The 16,288-nt window shown below is 67.1% G+C and carries 16 protein-coding genes; 2 read left to right on the top strand and 14 right to left on the bottom strand.

Translation table 11 applies throughout. The annotated features are described in order from the left end of the window. Window positions 1-8 precede the first annotated feature (8 nt). The gene (locus ACFOYU_RS01640; RefSeq protein WP_226737881.1) at window positions 9-977 is read left to right on the top strand and encodes an isoaspartyl peptidase/L-asparaginase family protein; all 969 of its coding nucleotides are present in this window, start codon (window positions 9-11) and stop codon (window positions 975-977) included. 15 nt (window positions 978-992) lie between these two features. Here the strand turns inward: ACFOYU_RS01640 and ACFOYU_RS01635 are convergent, their stop codons facing one another. The 12 genes from ACFOYU_RS01635 to aceA all read right to left on the bottom strand — a co-directional run bounded on the left by ACFOYU_RS01635 (window position 993) and on the right by aceA (window position 13,167). Beyond that, on the bottom strand, window positions 993-3,137 hold the full coding sequence (locus tag ACFOYU_RS01635; RefSeq protein WP_377032192.1) for a sensor histidine kinase: 2,145 nt from the start codon (window positions 3,135-3,137) through the stop codon (window positions 993-995). Next, window positions 3,134-3,454, bottom strand: a complete 321-nt coding sequence (locus ACFOYU_RS01630; RefSeq protein ID WP_377032191.1) for a hypothetical protein — start codon at window positions 3,452-3,454, stop codon at window positions 3,134-3,136. Before ACFOYU_RS01630 ends, ACFOYU_RS01635 begins: the two co-directional genes overlap by 4 nt. A 50-nt stretch (window positions 3,455-3,504) precedes the next feature. Next, window positions 3,505-4,191 carry a histidine kinase dimerization/phosphoacceptor domain -containing protein gene (locus ACFOYU_RS01625; protein ID WP_377032190.1) on the bottom strand — a complete coding sequence of 229 codons (687 nt, stop codon included), beginning with the start codon at window positions 4,189-4,191 and terminating at the stop codon, window positions 3,505-3,507. 8 nt (window positions 4,192-4,199) lie between these two features. Next, a complete protein-coding gene (locus tag ACFOYU_RS01620; RefSeq protein ID WP_226737887.1) occupies window positions 4,200-4,646 on the bottom strand; it encodes a response regulator in 447 nt (148 codons plus the stop codon). Further along, window positions 4,647-6,887, bottom strand: a complete 2,241-nt coding sequence (locus ACFOYU_RS01615) for an ATP-binding protein (RefSeq protein ID WP_377032189.1) — start codon at window positions 6,885-6,887, stop codon at window positions 4,647-4,649. After that, the gene (locus ACFOYU_RS01610; RefSeq protein WP_377032188.1) at window positions 6,884-7,450 is read right to left on the bottom strand and encodes a biliverdin-producing heme oxygenase; all 567 of its coding nucleotides are present in this window, start codon (window positions 7,448-7,450) and stop codon (window positions 6,884-6,886) included. The genes ACFOYU_RS01615 and ACFOYU_RS01610 overlap by 4 nt, the downstream gene beginning before the upstream one ends. Before the next feature lie 108 nt (window positions 7,451-7,558). Further along, a complete protein-coding gene (locus ACFOYU_RS01605; protein WP_226737892.1) occupies window positions 7,559-8,311 on the bottom strand; it encodes an ABC transporter permease in 753 nt (250 codons plus the stop codon). Next, on the bottom strand, window positions 8,308-9,246 hold the full coding sequence (locus ACFOYU_RS01600) for an ABC transporter ATP-binding protein (RefSeq protein WP_377032187.1): 939 nt from the start codon (window positions 9,244-9,246) through the stop codon (window positions 8,308-8,310). Before ACFOYU_RS01600 ends, ACFOYU_RS01605 begins: the two co-directional genes overlap by 4 nt. Beyond that, window positions 9,239-10,408, bottom strand: coding sequence for an ABC transporter permease (locus ACFOYU_RS01595; protein WP_377032186.1), 1,170 nt, complete (start codon window positions 10,406-10,408; stop codon window positions 9,239-9,241). Before ACFOYU_RS01595 ends, ACFOYU_RS01600 begins: the two co-directional genes overlap by 8 nt. Window positions 10,409-10,498: 90 nt before the next feature. After that, window positions 10,499-11,413, bottom strand: a complete 915-nt coding sequence (locus tag ACFOYU_RS01590; protein ID WP_377032185.1) for an ABC transporter substrate-binding protein — start codon at window positions 11,411-11,413, stop codon at window positions 10,499-10,501. A 184-nt stretch (window positions 11,414-11,597) separates the two neighbouring features. Beyond that, on the bottom strand, window positions 11,598-11,804 hold the full coding sequence (locus tag ACFOYU_RS01585) for a hypothetical protein (protein WP_226737899.1): 207 nt from the start codon (window positions 11,802-11,804) through the stop codon (window positions 11,598-11,600). Between the two features lie 43 nt (window positions 11,805-11,847). Further along, window positions 11,848-13,167 (bottom strand): isocitrate lyase, encoded by a 1,320-nt coding sequence (gene aceA / locus ACFOYU_RS01580; protein WP_377032184.1) that lies wholly within the window; start codon window positions 13,165-13,167, stop codon window positions 11,848-11,850. A 188-nt stretch (window positions 13,168-13,355) separates the two neighbouring features. Here aceA and ACFOYU_RS01575 point away from each other — a divergent pair, with 188 nt between their 5' ends. After that, window positions 13,356-14,789 (top strand): short-chain fatty acyl-CoA regulator family protein, encoded by a 1,434-nt coding sequence (locus ACFOYU_RS01575; protein WP_226737903.1) that lies wholly within the window; start codon window positions 13,356-13,358, stop codon window positions 14,787-14,789. A 2-nt stretch (window positions 14,790-14,791) separates the two neighbouring features. Here the strand turns inward: ACFOYU_RS01575 and ACFOYU_RS01570 are convergent, their stop codons facing one another. Together ACFOYU_RS01570 and ACFOYU_RS01565 are read right to left on the bottom strand one after the other, a co-directional pair. Further along, window positions 14,792-15,304, bottom strand: coding sequence for a GNAT family N-acetyltransferase (locus ACFOYU_RS01570; RefSeq protein WP_226737905.1), 513 nt, complete (start codon window positions 15,302-15,304; stop codon window positions 14,792-14,794). Between the two features lie 9 nt (window positions 15,305-15,313). Beyond that, a complete protein-coding gene (locus tag ACFOYU_RS01565; protein WP_377032183.1) occupies window positions 15,314-16,048 on the bottom strand; it encodes a glutamine amidotransferase in 735 nt (244 codons plus the stop codon). Window positions 16,049-16,288: the final 240 nt, after the last annotated feature.

Here is a 16,288-nt window from a genome sequence, read left to right as displayed (position 1 = left end):
GAGACCCCATGACCAGCACATCCGACAACGACTTCGTCCTCGCCGTCCATGGCGGCGCCGGAACCATCCTGCGCAGCAAGATGACGCCCGAGCGCGAGGCTGCGTACCACGCCGGCCTGCGCCGGGCTCTCGAAGCCGGGCGGGTGGTACTGGCCGATGGCGGCACGGCTCTCGATGCGGTGAGCGCCGCCGTGATGGCGCTGGAGGACGAGCCCCTGTTCAATGCCGGACGCGGCGCGGTCTATACGTCCGCCGGCAAGCAGGAGATGGATGCCGCGATCATGGACGGGCGCGACCGGTCCGCGGGCGCCATCGCAGGCATCTGCGGTCCGCGCAATCCGATTCTCGCGGCCCGCGCCGTCATGGAGCATTCGGGCCATGTGTTCCTCATCGGCGACAGCGCCTTGCGCTTCTGCCGCGAGCAGGGCCTCGCCTTCGAGGAGCCGTCCTACTTCTATACGGAGGCCCGCTGGCAGGCCCTCCAGGAGACCCTCGCCATGCGCCGGAGCGGCGCGGAGGATCAGGACGAGTCCCGCAAGCATGGAACGGTCGGCGCCGTCGCGCGCGACCGGAACGGCAATCTTGCCGCCGCGACGTCCACGGGGGGCATGACCGCGAAGTCACCGGGACGCGTCGGCGACAGCCCGGTCATCGGCGCAGGGACCTGGGCCGATAACGAGACCTGCGCGGTCTCCGGAACCGGGCACGGCGAGATCTTCATCCGCTACGCCGCGGGCCACGAGATCGCATCGCGCCTGCGCTATGCGGGCCAATCCCTCGAAGAGGCGTCGCGGGCCGTGGTGGTGGATGTCCTCGCTCCGGCGGGCGGATCCGGCGGCGTCATCGCCGTCGACCGCACGGGCGCGGTCTCCCTGCCCTTCAACTGCTCGGGCATGTATCGCGGCTATGTGCGCGGCGACGGCATCCTGCGCACGGCGATCTACGACGAAGCCTTCGTGGAACGGCAGCAGGACTGACGGACGGCGGGAGCGTTACGATGCGTAACGCTCCTCGTTCTCCTCCGTCGCGTCCAGTGCGACCACGACGGACTTGAGGGGGAAGGTGATGACGCAGCGGATTCCGGCGGGGGCGAAATCGAGCTTGATGTCGCCGCCCAACTGCTGCGCCAGCCCCCGTTGAATCAGCTTCGTTCCGAAGCCCTGCCGCTCCGGCGGCTTCACGCGCGGACCGCCGCTTTCGGTCCACTCCACCAGGAGCGAAGCCGGTCCTGGTCCCGTCGTCACCGCCCACATGACGGAGACGCGCCCCTCCATCATGGAGAGACTGCCGTACTTCACGGCATTGGTGGCCAGTTCGTGCACGGCAAGGCCCATGGCCAGGACCGCGCTCGGCTGCAGGTTGACCCGGGGCCCGCGCAGCCTGATCCGCTGCTGCATGGGATCCTGATAGGGATCGAGCTCGTTCCTCAGCACGTTCTCCAGGAGAGCGCCGTTCCAGTTGGTGCTCGTGAGCAGGTCGTGCGTCTTGGCCAGGCCCTGGAGCCGTCCCATGAACGCGTCCCACGCATTCGGATCGCCCGCCTCGGCGGAGCGGCGCGTCATCGAGGCGATGGACTGGACCGTCGCGAGGGTGTTCTTCACCCGGTGGTTCAGCTCGTGGAGCAGGAGCGCCTGGCGTTCGTCCGCCTCCCGGCGCTTGGTGATGTTCTGGGAAACGCCGACCATGGAAAGGGAGCCGTCCGTGCCGATGCGGGTGCGGCCGCTGACCCGGATCCAGTGCTCGCTCCCGTCCGGCCAGATTACCCGGTACTCCACATGAAGGTCGGTCCGGTTCGTCATGGCCTCGGCGACCGCCTCGGCCTGCTTGGCGCGGTCCTCCGGATGGGTCGAGGCGACGAGGTCCGTGTAGGTGAAAGACTCGTCGGCTGCGCGGCCGAAATTGGCGCGGCAGGTCGCTGAGGTCACGAATTCGCCCGTCGACGGGGTGAACTCCCAGGACCCGAGATCGCCGGCGTTGAGCGCCAGGCGCAGGCGAGCTTCGCTCTCCGCCACATGGGCGATCACTTCCTCGCGGGACTGCTTCTGCATCCGGATGGCTGTCGCGGCCTCTGCGAGCGCCTTCCGGATCGCATCGAATTCGAGCACATGGGTCGAGGCGTCGGTCACCGGCTCTCCCCTGCCCAGTGCCTTCGCCGAGGCGACGAGCTGATCGACCGGTTTCGCGATCTGACGCGACAGGTGGGCCGCCAGAACGATGCCCGCCACGATGACGCCTGCGAGGACGAGGAGCCAGATCAGAGGACGCTGAAGAGCGGCCCGGAGTTCGGAGGCCGGCAAGCTGATGATGAAGGACCAGCCGAAGGGCTGCGAGCGGCTGAAATACGTGCGGGCGGGAATCCCGTCGAGAGTCACGTTGTCGATCTGCCCCTCGGAAGAGGCGGTGATCGCCTCGAGGAGCCGCGGGCGGGCCGATTGTCCGATGAACTGCTCCGGCGACCGGGAGCGCGCGACGATCTTGCCGCTCCGGTCGAGCACGGCGGCATTCCAGCCGGCCGCGATCCGCTGGTCCTGAATGAGCTTCTGAAAGACCTCCGGCCCGATGGCGGACGAGAGGATGTAGGCGACCCTGCCGTCGATCACGACGGGGACGTCCAGGGTGACGAGCGCCTGCCCCGTCGCCGGGCGGACGGCGAGGTCCGACAGCTCGGCCCTGCGCGTTTCCTGGACGCGGCGGATGGTTTCCGGACGAATGCTGTCCGGCAGCGGCGTACCGTAGGGAACCCGCGTGTTCAGCAGCACCTTGCCGTCCGGTTCGAACAGGGCGATCCAGGCCGGCTCCGCAAGCCCAGCCTCCATCGCCTGCCGGTGGAAGGCGGCGAAGTCGCCGGTTCGTATGGAGGGCGAGGACGCCAGAACACGCAGGGCGGCCTCGGCCTTCTCGATCTCGCGGTCGAGCGACAGGGACATGGCGCGGGTGATTTCCTGCAGGCGCAGGTCGGTGGCCCGCTGCTCGGCCCGATAAACCGAATAGAGCCCGCCTCCGGCCACCAGAATGGCCGGCAGGGCAAGAGCCAGCACGAGAACCCAGAGAACCTGCCGCAGGGAGGTCTGCGCTCTTCCTGCGGAGGATTTGCCCGGTTCCGTCGTTCGGGTTGCCGTTCGGTTTGCCTGAATCATGGGTGCTGACCGCCTCCCTGCATGGGCATGGTGACGCGCACCAGAGTCGCCGGATCGTCGTCCGGCCATTCCACGTCGGCATTGAGCTGACGCGCGAGGGCTCTCAGGATCGTCCCCGTGCTGCCTTTTCGGGCCGCGTTCTTTTCCCCGGGGCTGAAGGCATCGTCCGAGAGCTGGAAGAGCAGGCGCCCATCGCGGTTGCCCATCATCAGCCTCAGCTTGCCGTGCCGGTGCTCATAGGCATGGGTCAGGGCATTGACGACGATCTCGTTGAAGAGAAGCGCGATCGGCGCCGCCTTCGCCGCCTCGACCTCCACGGCCTCCAGCTGGAATTCCGGTGTGATCCGGACGCGGTCGATCTGCGTGGTCAGCTCCTCGCACAGGCTCCTTGCGAAGGTCGTCGCATCGAACCGCGCCGCCCCCGGCCGTCGTAGAGGTCGCGGTGAGCCGCCGCGAGAGCCTGGAGCCGCTGCTTCATGTAGCCGAGCGCCTCGCGCACCTCCCTGTTCCGGGTCTGGCGGATGTCGATGCCGAGGAGGGAGAGGAGGAGTTGCAGGTTGTTCTTCACCCGGTGATCGAGCTCGTGCAGGAGGGCGGTGCGCTCCTCCAGAAGCCGATGCAGCGCTTCCTGGGTGCGCTGCTGCTCGGCCCGGGCGCGTGCCTCCGACAGGGCGCGCAGGACCGTGGTGGGCAGGCGTTCGAGCCGCTGCTTCAGAACGTAGTCCGTCGCCCCGCGCTTGAGCGCCTCGACGGCCACTTCCTCGCCGAGAGTGCCGGAGACGAAGATGAAAGGCGTGTCGGGGCAGAGCTCGCGCGCAAGGCTCAGCGCGCTCAGACCGTCGAAGGCAGGAAGGACGTAATCGGCCAGGATCAGGTCCCAGCTCGTCTCCCGAACCGCATTCGAGAAGTCGGCGCGGTCCACCACGTTGTGGACCGTAACGGCGAGTCCCGTCGCGGCCAGCGCTTCCGTCACCAGCTCCACGTCGAGGGCGCTGTCCTCCAGGAGGAGGGCGCGCAAGCTCCGATCGGACTGGGCGACGTCGGACTGCTTCATCGAACGCTCTATTGGCCGTTCCGCGGCGGCGGCTCGTTGAGGATGGCCCAGAATACTCCGAGATCCTGAATGGCGTCGAAGAATTCCCGGAAGCCCACCGGCTTTACCACGAATGCGTTGACGCCCAGCTCGTAGCTGCGGACCACGTCGCTCTCCTCCCTGGAGGAGGTCAGCATGACGACGGGCGTGTTGCGGAGAACCGGGTCCGCCTTGACCTTCTCCAGCACCTCGAGGCCGTCGACCTTGGGCAGCTTGAGATCGAGCAGCACCACGGCCGGGTCGCTGGTGTTGCGGCTCTCGTGGGTTCCGCGCCGGTACAGGAAGTCGAGCGCTTCCGCGCCGTCGCGAACGACCACGACCTCGTTGGCGAGCTGGCTCTGCTCCAGGGCAGCCAGTGTGAGCTCGATATCCTTCGGGTTGTCTTCGACCAGAAGGATAGGTTTCAGTTCCGGCATTCACGCCGCTCCTTCAATATCGGGAAGAGAAAAGTAAAAGGTGGCGCCTTTGTCGAGCACGCCCTCGGCCCAGGCGCGCCCGCCATGTCGCTCGACGATGCGGCGGACATTGGCCAGGCCGATCCCGGTTCCCTCGAACTCCTCGATCCGGTGCAGCCGCTGGAAGACGCCGAACAGCTTGCCGACATAGGTCATATCGAAACCGACGCCATTGTCGCGCACGAAAAAGACGACTTCCCCATTCTCCCGGGTGGCGCCGATCTCGATCCGGGCCTGCTCCCGCGGGCGGGTGTATTTCACCGCGTTCGACAGGAGGTTTTCGATCACGAGACGGATCATGATCGGATCGGCGACAGCCGCAGGCAGATGGCCGATCTGCCACGAGATCCGCCGGTCGCCCACCTCCATGGCGAGCCTCTGGCGAACCTCGTCGACCATTTGCCTCATGTCGATGCGCCGAGGCTTCAGCGCGGTCCGTCCCATCTGGGAGAAGCTGAGAAGGTTGTCCACCAGCGTTCCGGCCGTATAGGCGGATTCGATGATGGTATCGACGTAGCGGTGCCCGCGCTCGGAGAGCTTGTCCGCCTCCTGCTTCTTCAGGAGTTCCGAATAGCCGACGATATGGCGGAACGGCGCGCGCAGATCGTGGGACACGGAATAGGAAAAGGCTTCGAGCTCCTTGTTGCTGCGCTTCAGCTCGTCGGTCAGCGAGGCGAGCTCCTCGGCCCGGCGCAGGACGATGCCGACGACCGCGTTGCGCAGCTCCTTCACCGCCTCGATCTCGCTCGCATCCCACGGCAGGGAGCGGCACCGCACCGTTTCCTTCCAGATCTCGAAGGAGCGTCGGGGATGGAGGCGCTGGACACCCGCGACCTCCTGGACCGGTTTGTTCGGATCGCCGCCCCATTTCACGGTCTGCACGACCTCCGGCCGGAACCAGAGCACGTAGCTCGCGTGCATCTTCGAGATGGAGATGGCGAGAAGGCCGCTTGCCTTGTCGGCATAATCCGCCGCCTCGGCGAAGTGGTCCGACAGGGCGTCGGTGGCAAACACGTCCTCCTCGTGATGCGTCGAGAGCCAGGCGAAAAGGTCTCTCACCTCCTCCTCCGAGGGCGTATGGCCCAAGCGCCAGCAATGCTCTCCGGAAACGATGGCGGCTCCTTCCGCGCCGGCCAGAAGCATCAGCTCCGCCGGATGCTGCACCAGCCCGTCGATGAAGTAGTCCTCCGCCGCCATGTGGGCGAGGAGACGCGCCTGCACGGAGCGCAGACGGATGCGTTTCTCGGCCAGAATGGTGTTCTCGCGGGCCTCGAGCTGCAGGGAGAAGATCTGCGTGAGGAAGTCGCACGCATTGCGGACCTGCAGCGGAACCCGTCGCGGATCCCTGTTGTGGCAGGAAATCAGCCCCCAGAGCGCCCCCTCGCGCAGGATCGAGATCGACATGGACGCGAAGGTACCCATGTTGCGCATGTACTCCAGGTGAACGGGAGACACGCTGCGCAGCACCGAATCGCTGAGATCGAGCGGAGCGGGGTCGTGCGACTGGATCGGAATCGGGGTGTAGTTGGCATCGGGAATGATGCGCAGGCGGTTGCGGCGATAGAGCTCCCGCGCCTGGGCCGGTATGTCGGAAGCCGGAAAGCGAAGGTCGAGATAGGAGGGCAGATTCTCGTTGCGATCCTCCGCGATGACGGTGCCGTTCCACTGCTCGTCGAAGCGATAGACGAGAACGCGGTCGAACCCCGTCAGGCGCCGGATGTCCTGGGCCGCCACCCGGCACAGATCGTCGATGGTCGTGGCGGTCTGCAACTGCTCCACGAAGCGGCGCAGGGTCGGATAGAGGGTGTCCAGGCTCGCGCTGGAACCGGCGGGAACCTCCTCCAGTTCCAGGACGGTGTAGTCGCCCGAGCGGTGGAGCACGGCATCGAAGGCCCGCTCTCCCTGCTTCGTTTCCAGCGTGATCGTTCTGAGATAGCGGGAGGTCCCCTGCTGCGCCGGCTCCGCGAGATCGCCGTCGAACCGGGCCGCTAGGTCGGGCATGACATCCCCGAACGGACGCCCGAGCGCCGCCGCCGGTTCCAGGCCGAGCAGGGAGGCGATGTTGGCGCTGGCATAGACCAGGGCGCGATCCGTGGACCGAAGGGCCAGCAGGATCCCGTGAGGCTGGATGCTGCCGGGAATATGGATCGGTTCGCGCTCGCAGGCGGTCAGGTCGATGTCGGGCGTCGTCTGAATGTTCATGGCGCCTCGCACAGCCAATCGTGCATCACGTCGAAGGTTCGGTTCGCCGTCTCGACGATGAGATCGTCCACCTCCGGCGAGGAGGCCGTCAGGAGCATCGTGCCGAAGGACTTCCACATGACGGCGGTCTCCCGTCCGTAGCTGCGGAAATAGGCGCAGCCGGTCTCCGCGTTCAGTCCGAGACGCCGCTCCACGTCGCGCGCGATGACGGCGCCGCCCAGGGTGGAGCCTTCGACCACGTACATGCTCCCCCACACGGCGGCAGGGGCCGGCAGGGGCATGAGGCTGTCGCACCGGGGCAACCGGGAGATTTCGCGAGCCGTCATGCCGAGCGCCCTCAGGTCCTTGACGAGAAGATCCGTCTTGCAGCGCCGGCGGAAGAAGTGGGGGTCGGGCGCGAAATCGCCCGCTATTCCCTCCCAGGCGACGTGAAAGCCGTAGAAACGGCAGAGCAACGCCCGATAGCCGTCGCGCGACGCGATTCGCCGGTCGAGGTCGATGGCCGTCTCGATCCGGTCGTGCGCCGTCCGCGTTTCGATTTTCAAGCGTTCAAGCAGTGTCATGGAAGGGACGAACCTTAGGGAAAGTTTTCTGCCGCGTATAGGCCGCGATACAAATTGGATCAGGTCTTGTGCCTGCAATTTCACCTCAAAGTGAAGACGTAACAATCTTCATGACACGCCTGCGAAACCGCCAAGCTTTCTCGCGGCGGCACGCTCCACCGTCATGAGACCGTCATGGATGAGGACGGCCAGCAGTGCGACGACGAGTCCGCCCTGGAGAATGAAGGCGGTGTTGTTGGATTGCAGCCCGGCGATGATCACCTCTCCGAGCCCCTTGGCGGCCACGGTCGACCCGATGGTGGCGGTGCCGAGATTGATCACGACGGAGAGCCTGACGCCCGCGAGAATCACCGGCAGGGCCAGGGGCAGTTCCACCTCGAACAGGCGCCGGCGCGGGCTCATGCCCATGCCCTTGGCGGCCTCCAGCGTGAGCGGGGAGACTTGGGTCAGCCCCGTAAGGGTGTTCTCGAAGATCGGCAGGAGACCATAGAGGAAAAGCGCGATGAGCGTCGGCTTCGCCCCGAACCCGACGAGCGGAACCGCGATGGCGAGAACCGCGATGGGCGGAAAGGTCTGACCGATATGCACGAGGCTGCGGGAGAGCGGCAGGAATTCGAGACCCGAGGGCCGCGTCACGAACACGCCGAGAAGAACCGCCACGGCGGTGCTGGCGAGGGTGGCGCCGAAAACCGTGACGAGGTGCGACAGGGTGAGGGAGAGCAGGCTGCCCTGGTTGTAGATGGCGGGCGCCTCGTTCTCGGTCAGGGGCTCGAACGCGAAGGCGAAGAGATGCGGCGCCGTGACGAAGACCGCGAGCAGCGCAAGCGCGGCGACACGCAGGAGAGATGAAGGCCTGGTCACCGGGACGGCCTTCCGAAGCGAAGGATCCCGTCGATGCTGACGCGCCCCATGACGGCGCCGTCGGCACCGGCGACCGGCAGCGCATCCCGGCCGCACCACACGAGCCGCGACAGGGCCTCGCGCAGGTTGGCGGAAGCCTCGATCGGCTCGCCGCTCGCGGGACCCGGTTCGGTTGCATCCCGCACCGTCGAGAGCGACAGGAGGCGGAAAGGACGCTCCGCCGAGCCGACGAGACGTTCGACGAAGGCCTCCGCAGGACGGGTGAGCAGTTCGGCCGGCGGCGCGTATTGAAGCAGGCGGGCCTGGTCCATGACGGCGATCCGGTCGCCGAGATGGAAGGCCTCCTCCATGTCGTGGGTCACCAGCACGATGGTGGTGCCGAGGCGGCGCTGGATGGCGAGGAGGTCGTCCTGCGCCTTGGCGCGGATCACCGGATCGAGGGCGCCGAACGGCTCGTCCATGAGAAGGAGGGCGGGCCTTGCCGCGAGCGCCCGCGCGACACCCACCCGCTGCTGCTGTCCGCCGGAGAGCTCATGGGGGTATTTGTTCGCGAATTCCGCGGGATCGAGCTGGTAGAGATTGAGCAGCTCCTCGACGCGGTCGGCGATGCGCTTCCGGTTCCAGCCGAGGAGGCGCGGCACGGTCGCGATGTTCTCGGCCACGGTCCGGTGCGGGAAGAGCCCGTAGCCCTGGATCACGTAGCCGATGCGGTGCCTCAGCTCGTCCTCGGGGACGGACATCGTGTCCTGCCCGTCGATGAGCACGCGACCCGAGGTCGGCTCGATCAGGCGGTTGATCATGCGCAGCAGGGTCGATTTGCCAGCCCCCGACGTGCCGACGACGACGGCGATGGATCCCTCCTCGACCCGCATCGTCACCCCATCGACGACGGTGCTGTTCCCGTAACGCTTCGTCAGGCGCTCGATCTCAATCATGGGAGGTTCCATTGGCCAGTTCGATGGCCGCATCCAGGACGACCGCGGCAGCGAAGGCCAGCGCCACGGTCGGAATTGCGCCGAGCAGCACGAGATCGATGGCGGTCTGGCCGATGCCCTGGAACACGAAAGTGCCGAACCCTCCTCCGCCGATGAGAGCCGCGACCGTGGCGAGGCCGAGATTCTGGACGAGGACGATGCGCACCCCGGCGAGGATCACGGGCAGGGCCAGGGGCAGCTCGACCTGCAGCAGGCGCTGTCGCGGGGACAGTCCCATGCCTCGCGCGGCCTCGACGGCGGCGGCGGGCACCTGGCCGAGGCCGACCACCGTGTTGGCCACGATGGGCAGCAGCGAATAGAGGAACAGCGCCACCAGGGCGGGAGCGGCGCCGATGCCGCGGATCCCCAAGGCCGCCGCCAGGGGTGCGGTGGCGGCCAGGTAGCCGAGGGGCACCATCAGGATGCCGAAAAGGGCGATGCTCGGAACCGTCTGAACCACGTTGAGCACCTGGAGAGTGCCCGATCTCAGGCGCGGAAGACGGTGACAGAGAAGGCCGGTCGGCAGCCCGACCAGGAGCGCGGCGGAAAGCGATCCGAGCGCGAGAAGGAGATGCTGGCCCGCCTCGCGCCAGAAGCTGTCCGACCGCGCCGCGTATTCCTTGATGATCGAGAGGTCGCTCCAGGCCCCCGACAGGAGCAGCAATGCGACGAAGGCGGAAGCGACGCCCAGTGCGGCGAGGCGCCCCCATGGACCGAGGCGCAGGCGCGTGAGCGAATCCGCCACCAGCAGGCCGAAGGCCAGCATCAGGAGCCAGAAGCCGAAGGCCGGCGAGACGCGGGCGAAGGTGTTGCCCTCGGGCGTGAGGAAGAGCGCGGCCATGCCCATCGCCGGAGCGACGGCCGCGAATCCGAGACCGGCGGCGGCGAGCCGGATCGGCGCCGCCCGGAGGGTGGCCGCCATGACCGCGACGGCGAGCGCCGCAGCCAGCACGCCGAAGGCGAGACCTGGCGGCAGCGCATCGAGCAGCATGCGGGGCTCGCCCGAGACGATGCGGTTGGCGCGGTAGGTGGCGAAGGGCGCGGCGAAGAGCGCAAGCCCGATCAGCACGGCGATGACGCCGCCGAGTCGATCAAGCCTGAAACCCTTGCGGGAGGAAGCCATGCCGAGCGTGCTCGCTGGAAAGGAGGTCGAGTTCACAATCAGCCCGGCTTTTCGTCACCTGCCCGCATCGCGCAATTCTATGGCGACGCGCTATTTCAGGAAGCCCTTGGACTTCAGGTAATCGGTCGCGACGGCCCTCGCCGGCTCGCCGCCCACCTGCACGCGGGCGTTCAGGTCCTGCAGGGTGGTGAGGTCGAGGGATTCGAAGACCGGCTTGAGGACCTCGGCGACCTTCGGGTTCTCCTTCAGCGCCTCCTCGCGAATGATCGGGGCCGGCGCATAGACCGGCTGCACGTTCTTGTCGTCGGCGAGCACCACGAGGCCCGAGGGCGCGATGCCGCCGTCGGTGCCATAGACCATGGCGGCGTTGGCGCCGTTGGTCTTTTCGGCCGCCGCCTTGATGGTCGCGGCCGTATCGCCGCCGGACAGCACGATGAGCTGCTCGGGCTTCATCTTGAAATCGTAGGCCGCCTGGAAGGCCGGAAGAGCCGCGGCGGAGTTCACGAATTCGGCGGATGCCGCGAGCACCACCTCGCCGCCGTTCGAGACCCACTTGCCGAAATCGGTGAGGGTCGCGAGCTTGTTCGGCTCGGCCACGTCCTTGCGCAGGGCGATGGCCCAGGTGTTGTTAGCCGGCGAGGGGGTGAGCCACACGATCTTGTTGGCGTCGTAGTCCAGCTTCTTGGCCGCCTCGTAGCCCTTCGCCGCGTCCTTCCAGAGCGGGTCGTCGGCCTTGTTGAAGAAGAAGCCGGCATTGCCGGTATATTCCGGGTAGATATCGATCTCGCCGGCGGTGATCGCCTTGCGGACGACGGGCGTGGCTCCGAGCTGGATGCGGTCCTGCGTCTTGATGCCGTTGGCGTTGAGCGTGAGCAGGATGATGTTGCCCAGAACCGCGCCCTCGGTGTCGATCTTGGAGGAGACGACGACGTCGGCCTTGGCGGCCGATATGGCCGTCAGGCCCAGTGCCAGGGCTGCGGTCAGCGGTTTCAGGACGGCTCTCATGGGTATTCCCTCGGATGACGGCGCGACAGCTCTGCTGTTTTAGGTCACTCGCCGCCGTTAGGCAGAGGGTGCCGCCAAGAAGTTCTCCCGAATAGACGACAAAACCGCGTGAATGCGCAACAAGACGCCGCCCGTCTCCTGGGGACGGGCGGCGCCTCGCGCGATTCGATCGGCGTGGGGCGGTTCAGGCGCTCAGGGCCGGCGGCTCCTGCGCGATGGTGAAGCGCACCTGGGCCTGCGGCCGGTGATCCTCCGAGAGGGTGCGCCAGGTGTGCTCGGCCTCCGTGCGGCTCTCGAAGGGGCCGACCACCCGCTCGGTACCCTGGACGAGGGTTTCGCAGTCGCAGGAGGTGTACTCGCCGCCGACCACCCAGAAACGTGACTTATGCATTGTCGATCTCCATTGATGAGAGGATGTGAGGGTTTTTCGACGCTTACTCGGCCGCCTGAAGCTTCGTGGCCGAGTGGAACTGCGCGGTCTCGGTGGAATCGCTCATGGCGGTCGTCGAGGACTTGCCGCCCGTGATCGCCAGCGAAACCTGGTCGAAATAGCCGGTGCCGACCTCGCGCTGGTGGCGGGTGGCCGTGTAGCCGTCGGCTTCCGCCGCGAATTCGGCCGCCTGGAGTTCCGAATAGGCGCCCATGCCGCGGTCGCGGTAGCCGCTCGCCAGGTCGAACATGCCGTAGTTGAGCTGGTGGAAGCCGGCGAGCGTCACGAACTGGAACTTGTAGCCCATGGCGCCGAGCTCGCGCTGGAACTTGGCGATGGTGGCGTCGTCGAGCTTCTTCTTCCAGTTGAAGGACGGCGAGCAGTTATAGGCCAGGAGCTTGCCCGGATAGCGCTTGTGGATCGCCTCCGCGAATTTGCGCGCATCGTCGAGATCCGGGTGCGAGGTCTCCCACCACAGCAGGTCGGCGAGTTCCGCATAGGCCAGGCCGCGGGCGATGCAATGGTCGAGGCCGGTGCCGTCCTTGAGGCGGTAGAAGCCTTCCGGCGTGCGGCTGTCGGGCTCGATGAAGGGGCGGTCGCGCTCGTCCACGTCCGAGGTGATGAGCTTGGCCGATTCCGCGTCCGTGCGGGCCATGATCAGGGTCGAGGTGCCCATCACGTCGGCGGCGAGGCGCGCGGCGGTCAGGTTGCGCTCGTGGGCGGAGGTCGGGATCAGCACCTTGCCGCCCAGATGCCCGCACTTCTTCTCGGAGGCGAGCTGGTCTTCGAAATGCACGCCCGCGGCGCCGGCCTCGATATAGGCCTTCATGATCTCGAAGGTGTTGAGCGGCCCGCCGAATCCCGCTTCGGCATCGGCCACGATGGGCAGGAACCAGTCCCGATTCGCGCCGCCCTCCGCGTGCTCGATCTGGTCGGCGCGCTGCAGGGTGCGGTTGATCCGGCGGCACAGCTCGGGGCCCGAATTGGCCGGGTAGAGCGACTGGTCCGGATACATGGCGCCGGCCACGTTCGAATCCGCGGCCACCTGCCAGCCGGACAGATAGATCGCCTCCAGCCCCGCACGGGCCATCTGCATGGCCTGGTTGCCGGTCATGGCGCCGAGGGAATGCACGTAGGGGTGCTCGTGCAGGAGCTGCCACAGGCGCTGGGCGCCGCGCTCCGCGAGCGTGTGGGCGATGGGGAAGGACCCGCGCAGCCGAAGCACGTCGTCCGCCGAGTAGGGACGGCGGATGCCGTCGAACCGGCCGGCGGGGGCGGAGGGCACCAGATCGTGGAGCGAACCCGGGGGCGTCTGCGCTGTCATTGTCTCATCCTTCCGTTTACATTCATTGACAAGTGAGGTCTGCGGCCCACAATCTCGTGGTATCGGCAGAGCTTCTGTCAGTATTAATCGCTGAAGAAGCCTTTGTTTCAACGTATGTTTCGGGAAGAAAAGTCGAGTTGTCACAACGCGACACGAATAGACAAGTAAATCTGTAAAGATGTTTACAAATGGATGAGTCCAGAAAGCTTTTTGTCGGCCCGCGCCTCAAGCGCCTGCGGCGGGAGCGCAATCTCAGCCAGGCCCGCATGGCCGAGGAGCTCGGGCTGTCGCCGAGCTATCTGAACCTGATGGAGCGCAACCAGCGCCCGATCACCGCGCAGGTCCTCATCCGCCTCGCCCATGCCTATTCCCTCGATCCCCGGGAATTCGCCACGGACGATCACGAGCGCACCGTCTCGGAGCTCGACGAAGTCTTCGCCGATCCCCTCTTCCGCAGCGCGCCGGTCTCGCGCCTCGAACTGCGCGAGACGGTGGAAAGCGCCCCGACCCTGGTGGACGCGGTCAACCGTCTCTACCGGGCCTATCTTTCCCTGCGCGGCGCCAGCGAGGCGCTCACGCCCCGCCTGAGCGACCGCGACCGGGCCGAGGACGCGCCGCAGGACAACCCGGTCGACCGGGTGAGGCACCTCATCCACGAAGCCAAGAACCATTTTCCCGAGCTCGACGAGGCCGCGGAGACGCTCGCCTCCGACCTCGCCCTGACGGGGCACGAGCCGTTCTACGCCATCGCGGAGCGGCTGCACGCCAAGCACAGCATCCGCGTGCGGATCATGCCCATCGACGTGATGCCGGATTCGTTGCGCCGCTTCGATCATCACCGGCGCCAGCTCCTGATTTCCGAGCTGGTCGATCCCTCGGGCCGCACCTTCCAGGCCGCCTACCAGCTCGCCTTCGCGGAGATGCGCGGCGCCATCGATGCCCTGGCGGCGCGGCTCGAGCCCGAGGACGGGCCGGCGCGACGCCTCCTGCGCGTCTCCTTCGGCAATTACTTCGCCGGCGCGCTGATGATGCCCTACGGCAAGTTCCACGCGGCGGCGGAGGCGCTCGGATACGACGTGGAGGTGCTGGGCGCCCGCTTCGGCGCGAGCTTCGAGCAGGTGGCGCATCGGCTCACCACCCTCGCGCGGCCCGGAGCACGGGGCATCCCGTTCTTCCTGGTGCGGGTCGATTCGGCCGGGAACGTCTCCAAGCGCTTCTCGTCGGGGCGGTTCCCGTTCTCGCAGTTCGGCGGCACCTGCCCCTTGTGGAACCTCCACACCACCTTCCGCACGCCCGGACAGGTGGTGACGCAGATCGTCGAACTGCCGGACGGCTCGCGCTGGTTCTCCGTCGCCCGCTCGGTCAAGCGCGCCTTCAATCCCTGGGGCATGCCCGACCCGCATTTCGTCGTGGGCCTCGGCTGCGAACTGAAATACGCCCACCGGCTCGTCTATGCCCGCGGCCTCGACCTGTCGGCGCCGGACCCGACCCCCATCGGCATCAACTGCCGCCTGTGCGAGCGTGTCGCCTGCCCGCAGCGGGCCGCCCCGCCGCTCATGCACGCCCTGATCGTCGACGAGATGAAGCGCGGCGTCTCGCCGTTCGAGTTCGACGCGACCTGAGGTTAGGCCGGGCGATCGTGCCGGTAGAAGGCGTTGGGAATGCCGTCGACGTCACGGATGCCCGTGAAGGACATGCCGGCCTTCTCCAGAACCCTGCGGGAGGCCCCGTGCTCGGCCACCGCGAAGCCGATGACGTGATCGACGGGCTCGACCCGGTAGATCCAAGCCAGCAGCGCTGCGGCCGCTTCCGTCGCGTAGCCCCGCCCCCAGAGCGGGCGCTTGAAGCTGTAGCCAAGTTCGAGCTCCCCGGTCGGGCCAAAGCACCCGAACCCGGCACGGCCGAGGAAGATCCCGTCCTTGTCCGTGACCTTGAACTTCGTCCAGCCATGGGCTTCGTAATCGGCCAGGAAGCCATGGAACTTCGCCCGCAGATAAGGCTCGTCCCATGGCGGATCGCCCATCTGCAGGAAGTGCTGCACCTCTCGGTCGCCGTGCAGGACGGCCAGCAGCGGAAAATCCTCCGGATCCCAAGGGTGGAAGCACAAGCGCTCGCTCTGTAGAACGGGGCTATTCATCTCCGGCTCTCAGTTCTTCTCGGCGAGCCAGTGATCGAGGAACATGTCGAGCCAGCGCGCCACGTAGGGGTCGTGCTGAAAGCGGCCGTCGATCTGGCGGATGCGGTCCTGAGCCCCGGGCATTTCCAGACGCTCGGCGGCCACGACGGTCCACCGGCACATCATCGCGTGGGTCACCTCCGGGTGGAACTGGAGGCCGAAGGCCGCGTCCCCCACCCGGATGGCCTGAGTCGGGAAATCGTCGCCCGTGGCGAGGGTGTCGGCGCCCGTCGGGCAATCGAAGCCTTCCCGGTGCCAGTGATAGACATGCGTCGGCCAGGGCGCGCCGAGGCTCTCGCCGAAGGCCTGCCCGGCCGGCGTCGGGAGCAGCGGATAATAGCCGATCTCCGCCCGGCCGTCCGGATGCGCCCAGACCCCGGCGCCGAGGTGCCTGGCGAGCATCTGCGCCCCCAGGCAGAGGCCGAGAAAGGGCTTCTTCTCCTTCAAGGGCACGCGGATCCAGTCGATCTCGGCCTTGATGAAGTCGTCGGGGTCGTTGGCGCTCATCGGTCCGCCGAAGATCATCGCGCCGGCATGGTCCGCCAGGGTTTCGGGCAGCGGATCGCCGAACCGGGGCCGGCGGATGTCGAGGGGATGGCCGCGCTCCTGCAGGAGACGCCCGACCCTTCCGGGGGTCGAGTGCTCCTGGTGCAGGACGACGAGGACCGGCGCCTTTCGCGAGCGGCGCGCCTGAGCCCTAGCCATGGGCGCCATCCGGAGCGGGATTCGTCTGAGTATCGGCCCCACGGGAGAACAGGGCGGCAGCGGACAGGGTGGAAGCGTGATGCGGACGGGGGATCGCGGACATGGGGCGGATTATTCGGGCGGGACGGCATTCTCCGCAAGAGGCTCCTGCCGAATGGCCTGTATGCACGAAGGCTTCCGTCCCCGGATCCTGCCCCGGATCCCGGCGGCGGAACCGGGCCAGGGCCAAGGCGAAGAGTC

It is taken from the genome of Microvirga sp. GCM10011540, from assembly GCF_042650665.1.
GTDB lineage: Bacteria > Pseudomonadota > Alphaproteobacteria > Rhizobiales > Beijerinckiaceae > Microvirga > Microvirga lenta.
The sequence above is the reverse complement of the archived record's forward strand: the minus strand, read 5'-3'. Positions and strand labels throughout refer to the sequence as shown.

Coding starts and splice junctions, on each gene's coding strand:
- ACFOYU_RS01625 (WP_377032190.1), bottom strand. CDS start 4,191: ATGAAGCAGTCCGACGTCGCCCAGTCCGATCGGAGCTTGCGCGCCCTC.
- ACFOYU_RS01635 (WP_377032192.1), bottom strand. CDS start 3,137: ATGATTCAGGCAAACCGAACGGCAACCCGAACGACGGAACCGGGCAAA.
- ACFOYU_RS01615 (WP_377032189.1), bottom strand. CDS start 6,887: ATGAACATTCAGACGACGCCCGACATCGACCTGACCGCCTGCGAGCGC.
- ACFOYU_RS01640 (WP_226737881.1), top strand. CDS start 9: ATGACCAGCACATCCGACAACGACTTCGTCCTCGCCGTCCATGGCGGC.
- ACFOYU_RS01595 (WP_377032186.1), bottom strand. CDS start 10,408: ATGGCTTCCTCCCGCAAGGGTTTCAGGCTTGATCGACTCGGCGGCGTC.
- ACFOYU_RS01600 (WP_377032187.1), bottom strand. CDS start 9,246: ATGATTGAGATCGAGCGCCTGACGAAGCGTTACGGGAACAGCACCGTC.
- ACFOYU_RS01575 (WP_226737903.1), top strand. CDS start 13,356: ATGGATGAGTCCAGAAAGCTTTTTGTCGGCCCGCGCCTCAAGCGCCTG.
- aceA (WP_377032184.1), bottom strand. CDS start 13,167: ATGACAGCGCAGACGCCCCCGGGTTCGCTCCACGATCTGGTGCCCTCC.
- ACFOYU_RS01590 (WP_377032185.1), bottom strand. CDS start 11,413: ATGAGAGCCGTCCTGAAACCGCTGACCGCAGCCCTGGCACTGGGCCTG.
- ACFOYU_RS01565 (WP_377032183.1), bottom strand. CDS start 16,048: ATGGCTAGGGCTCAGGCGCGCCGCTCGCGAAAGGCGCCGGTCCTCGTC.
- ACFOYU_RS01570 (WP_226737905.1), bottom strand. CDS start 15,304: ATGAATAGCCCCGTTCTACAGAGCGAGCGCTTGTGCTTCCACCCTTGG.
- ACFOYU_RS01620 (WP_226737887.1), bottom strand. CDS start 4,646: ATGCCGGAACTGAAACCTATCCTTCTGGTCGAAGACAACCCGAAGGAT.
- ACFOYU_RS01610 (WP_377032188.1), bottom strand. CDS start 7,450: ATGACACTGCTTGAACGCTTGAAAATCGAAACGCGGACGGCGCACGAC.
- ACFOYU_RS01585 (WP_226737899.1), bottom strand. CDS start 11,804: ATGCATAAGTCACGTTTCTGGGTGGTCGGCGGCGAGTACACCTCCTGC.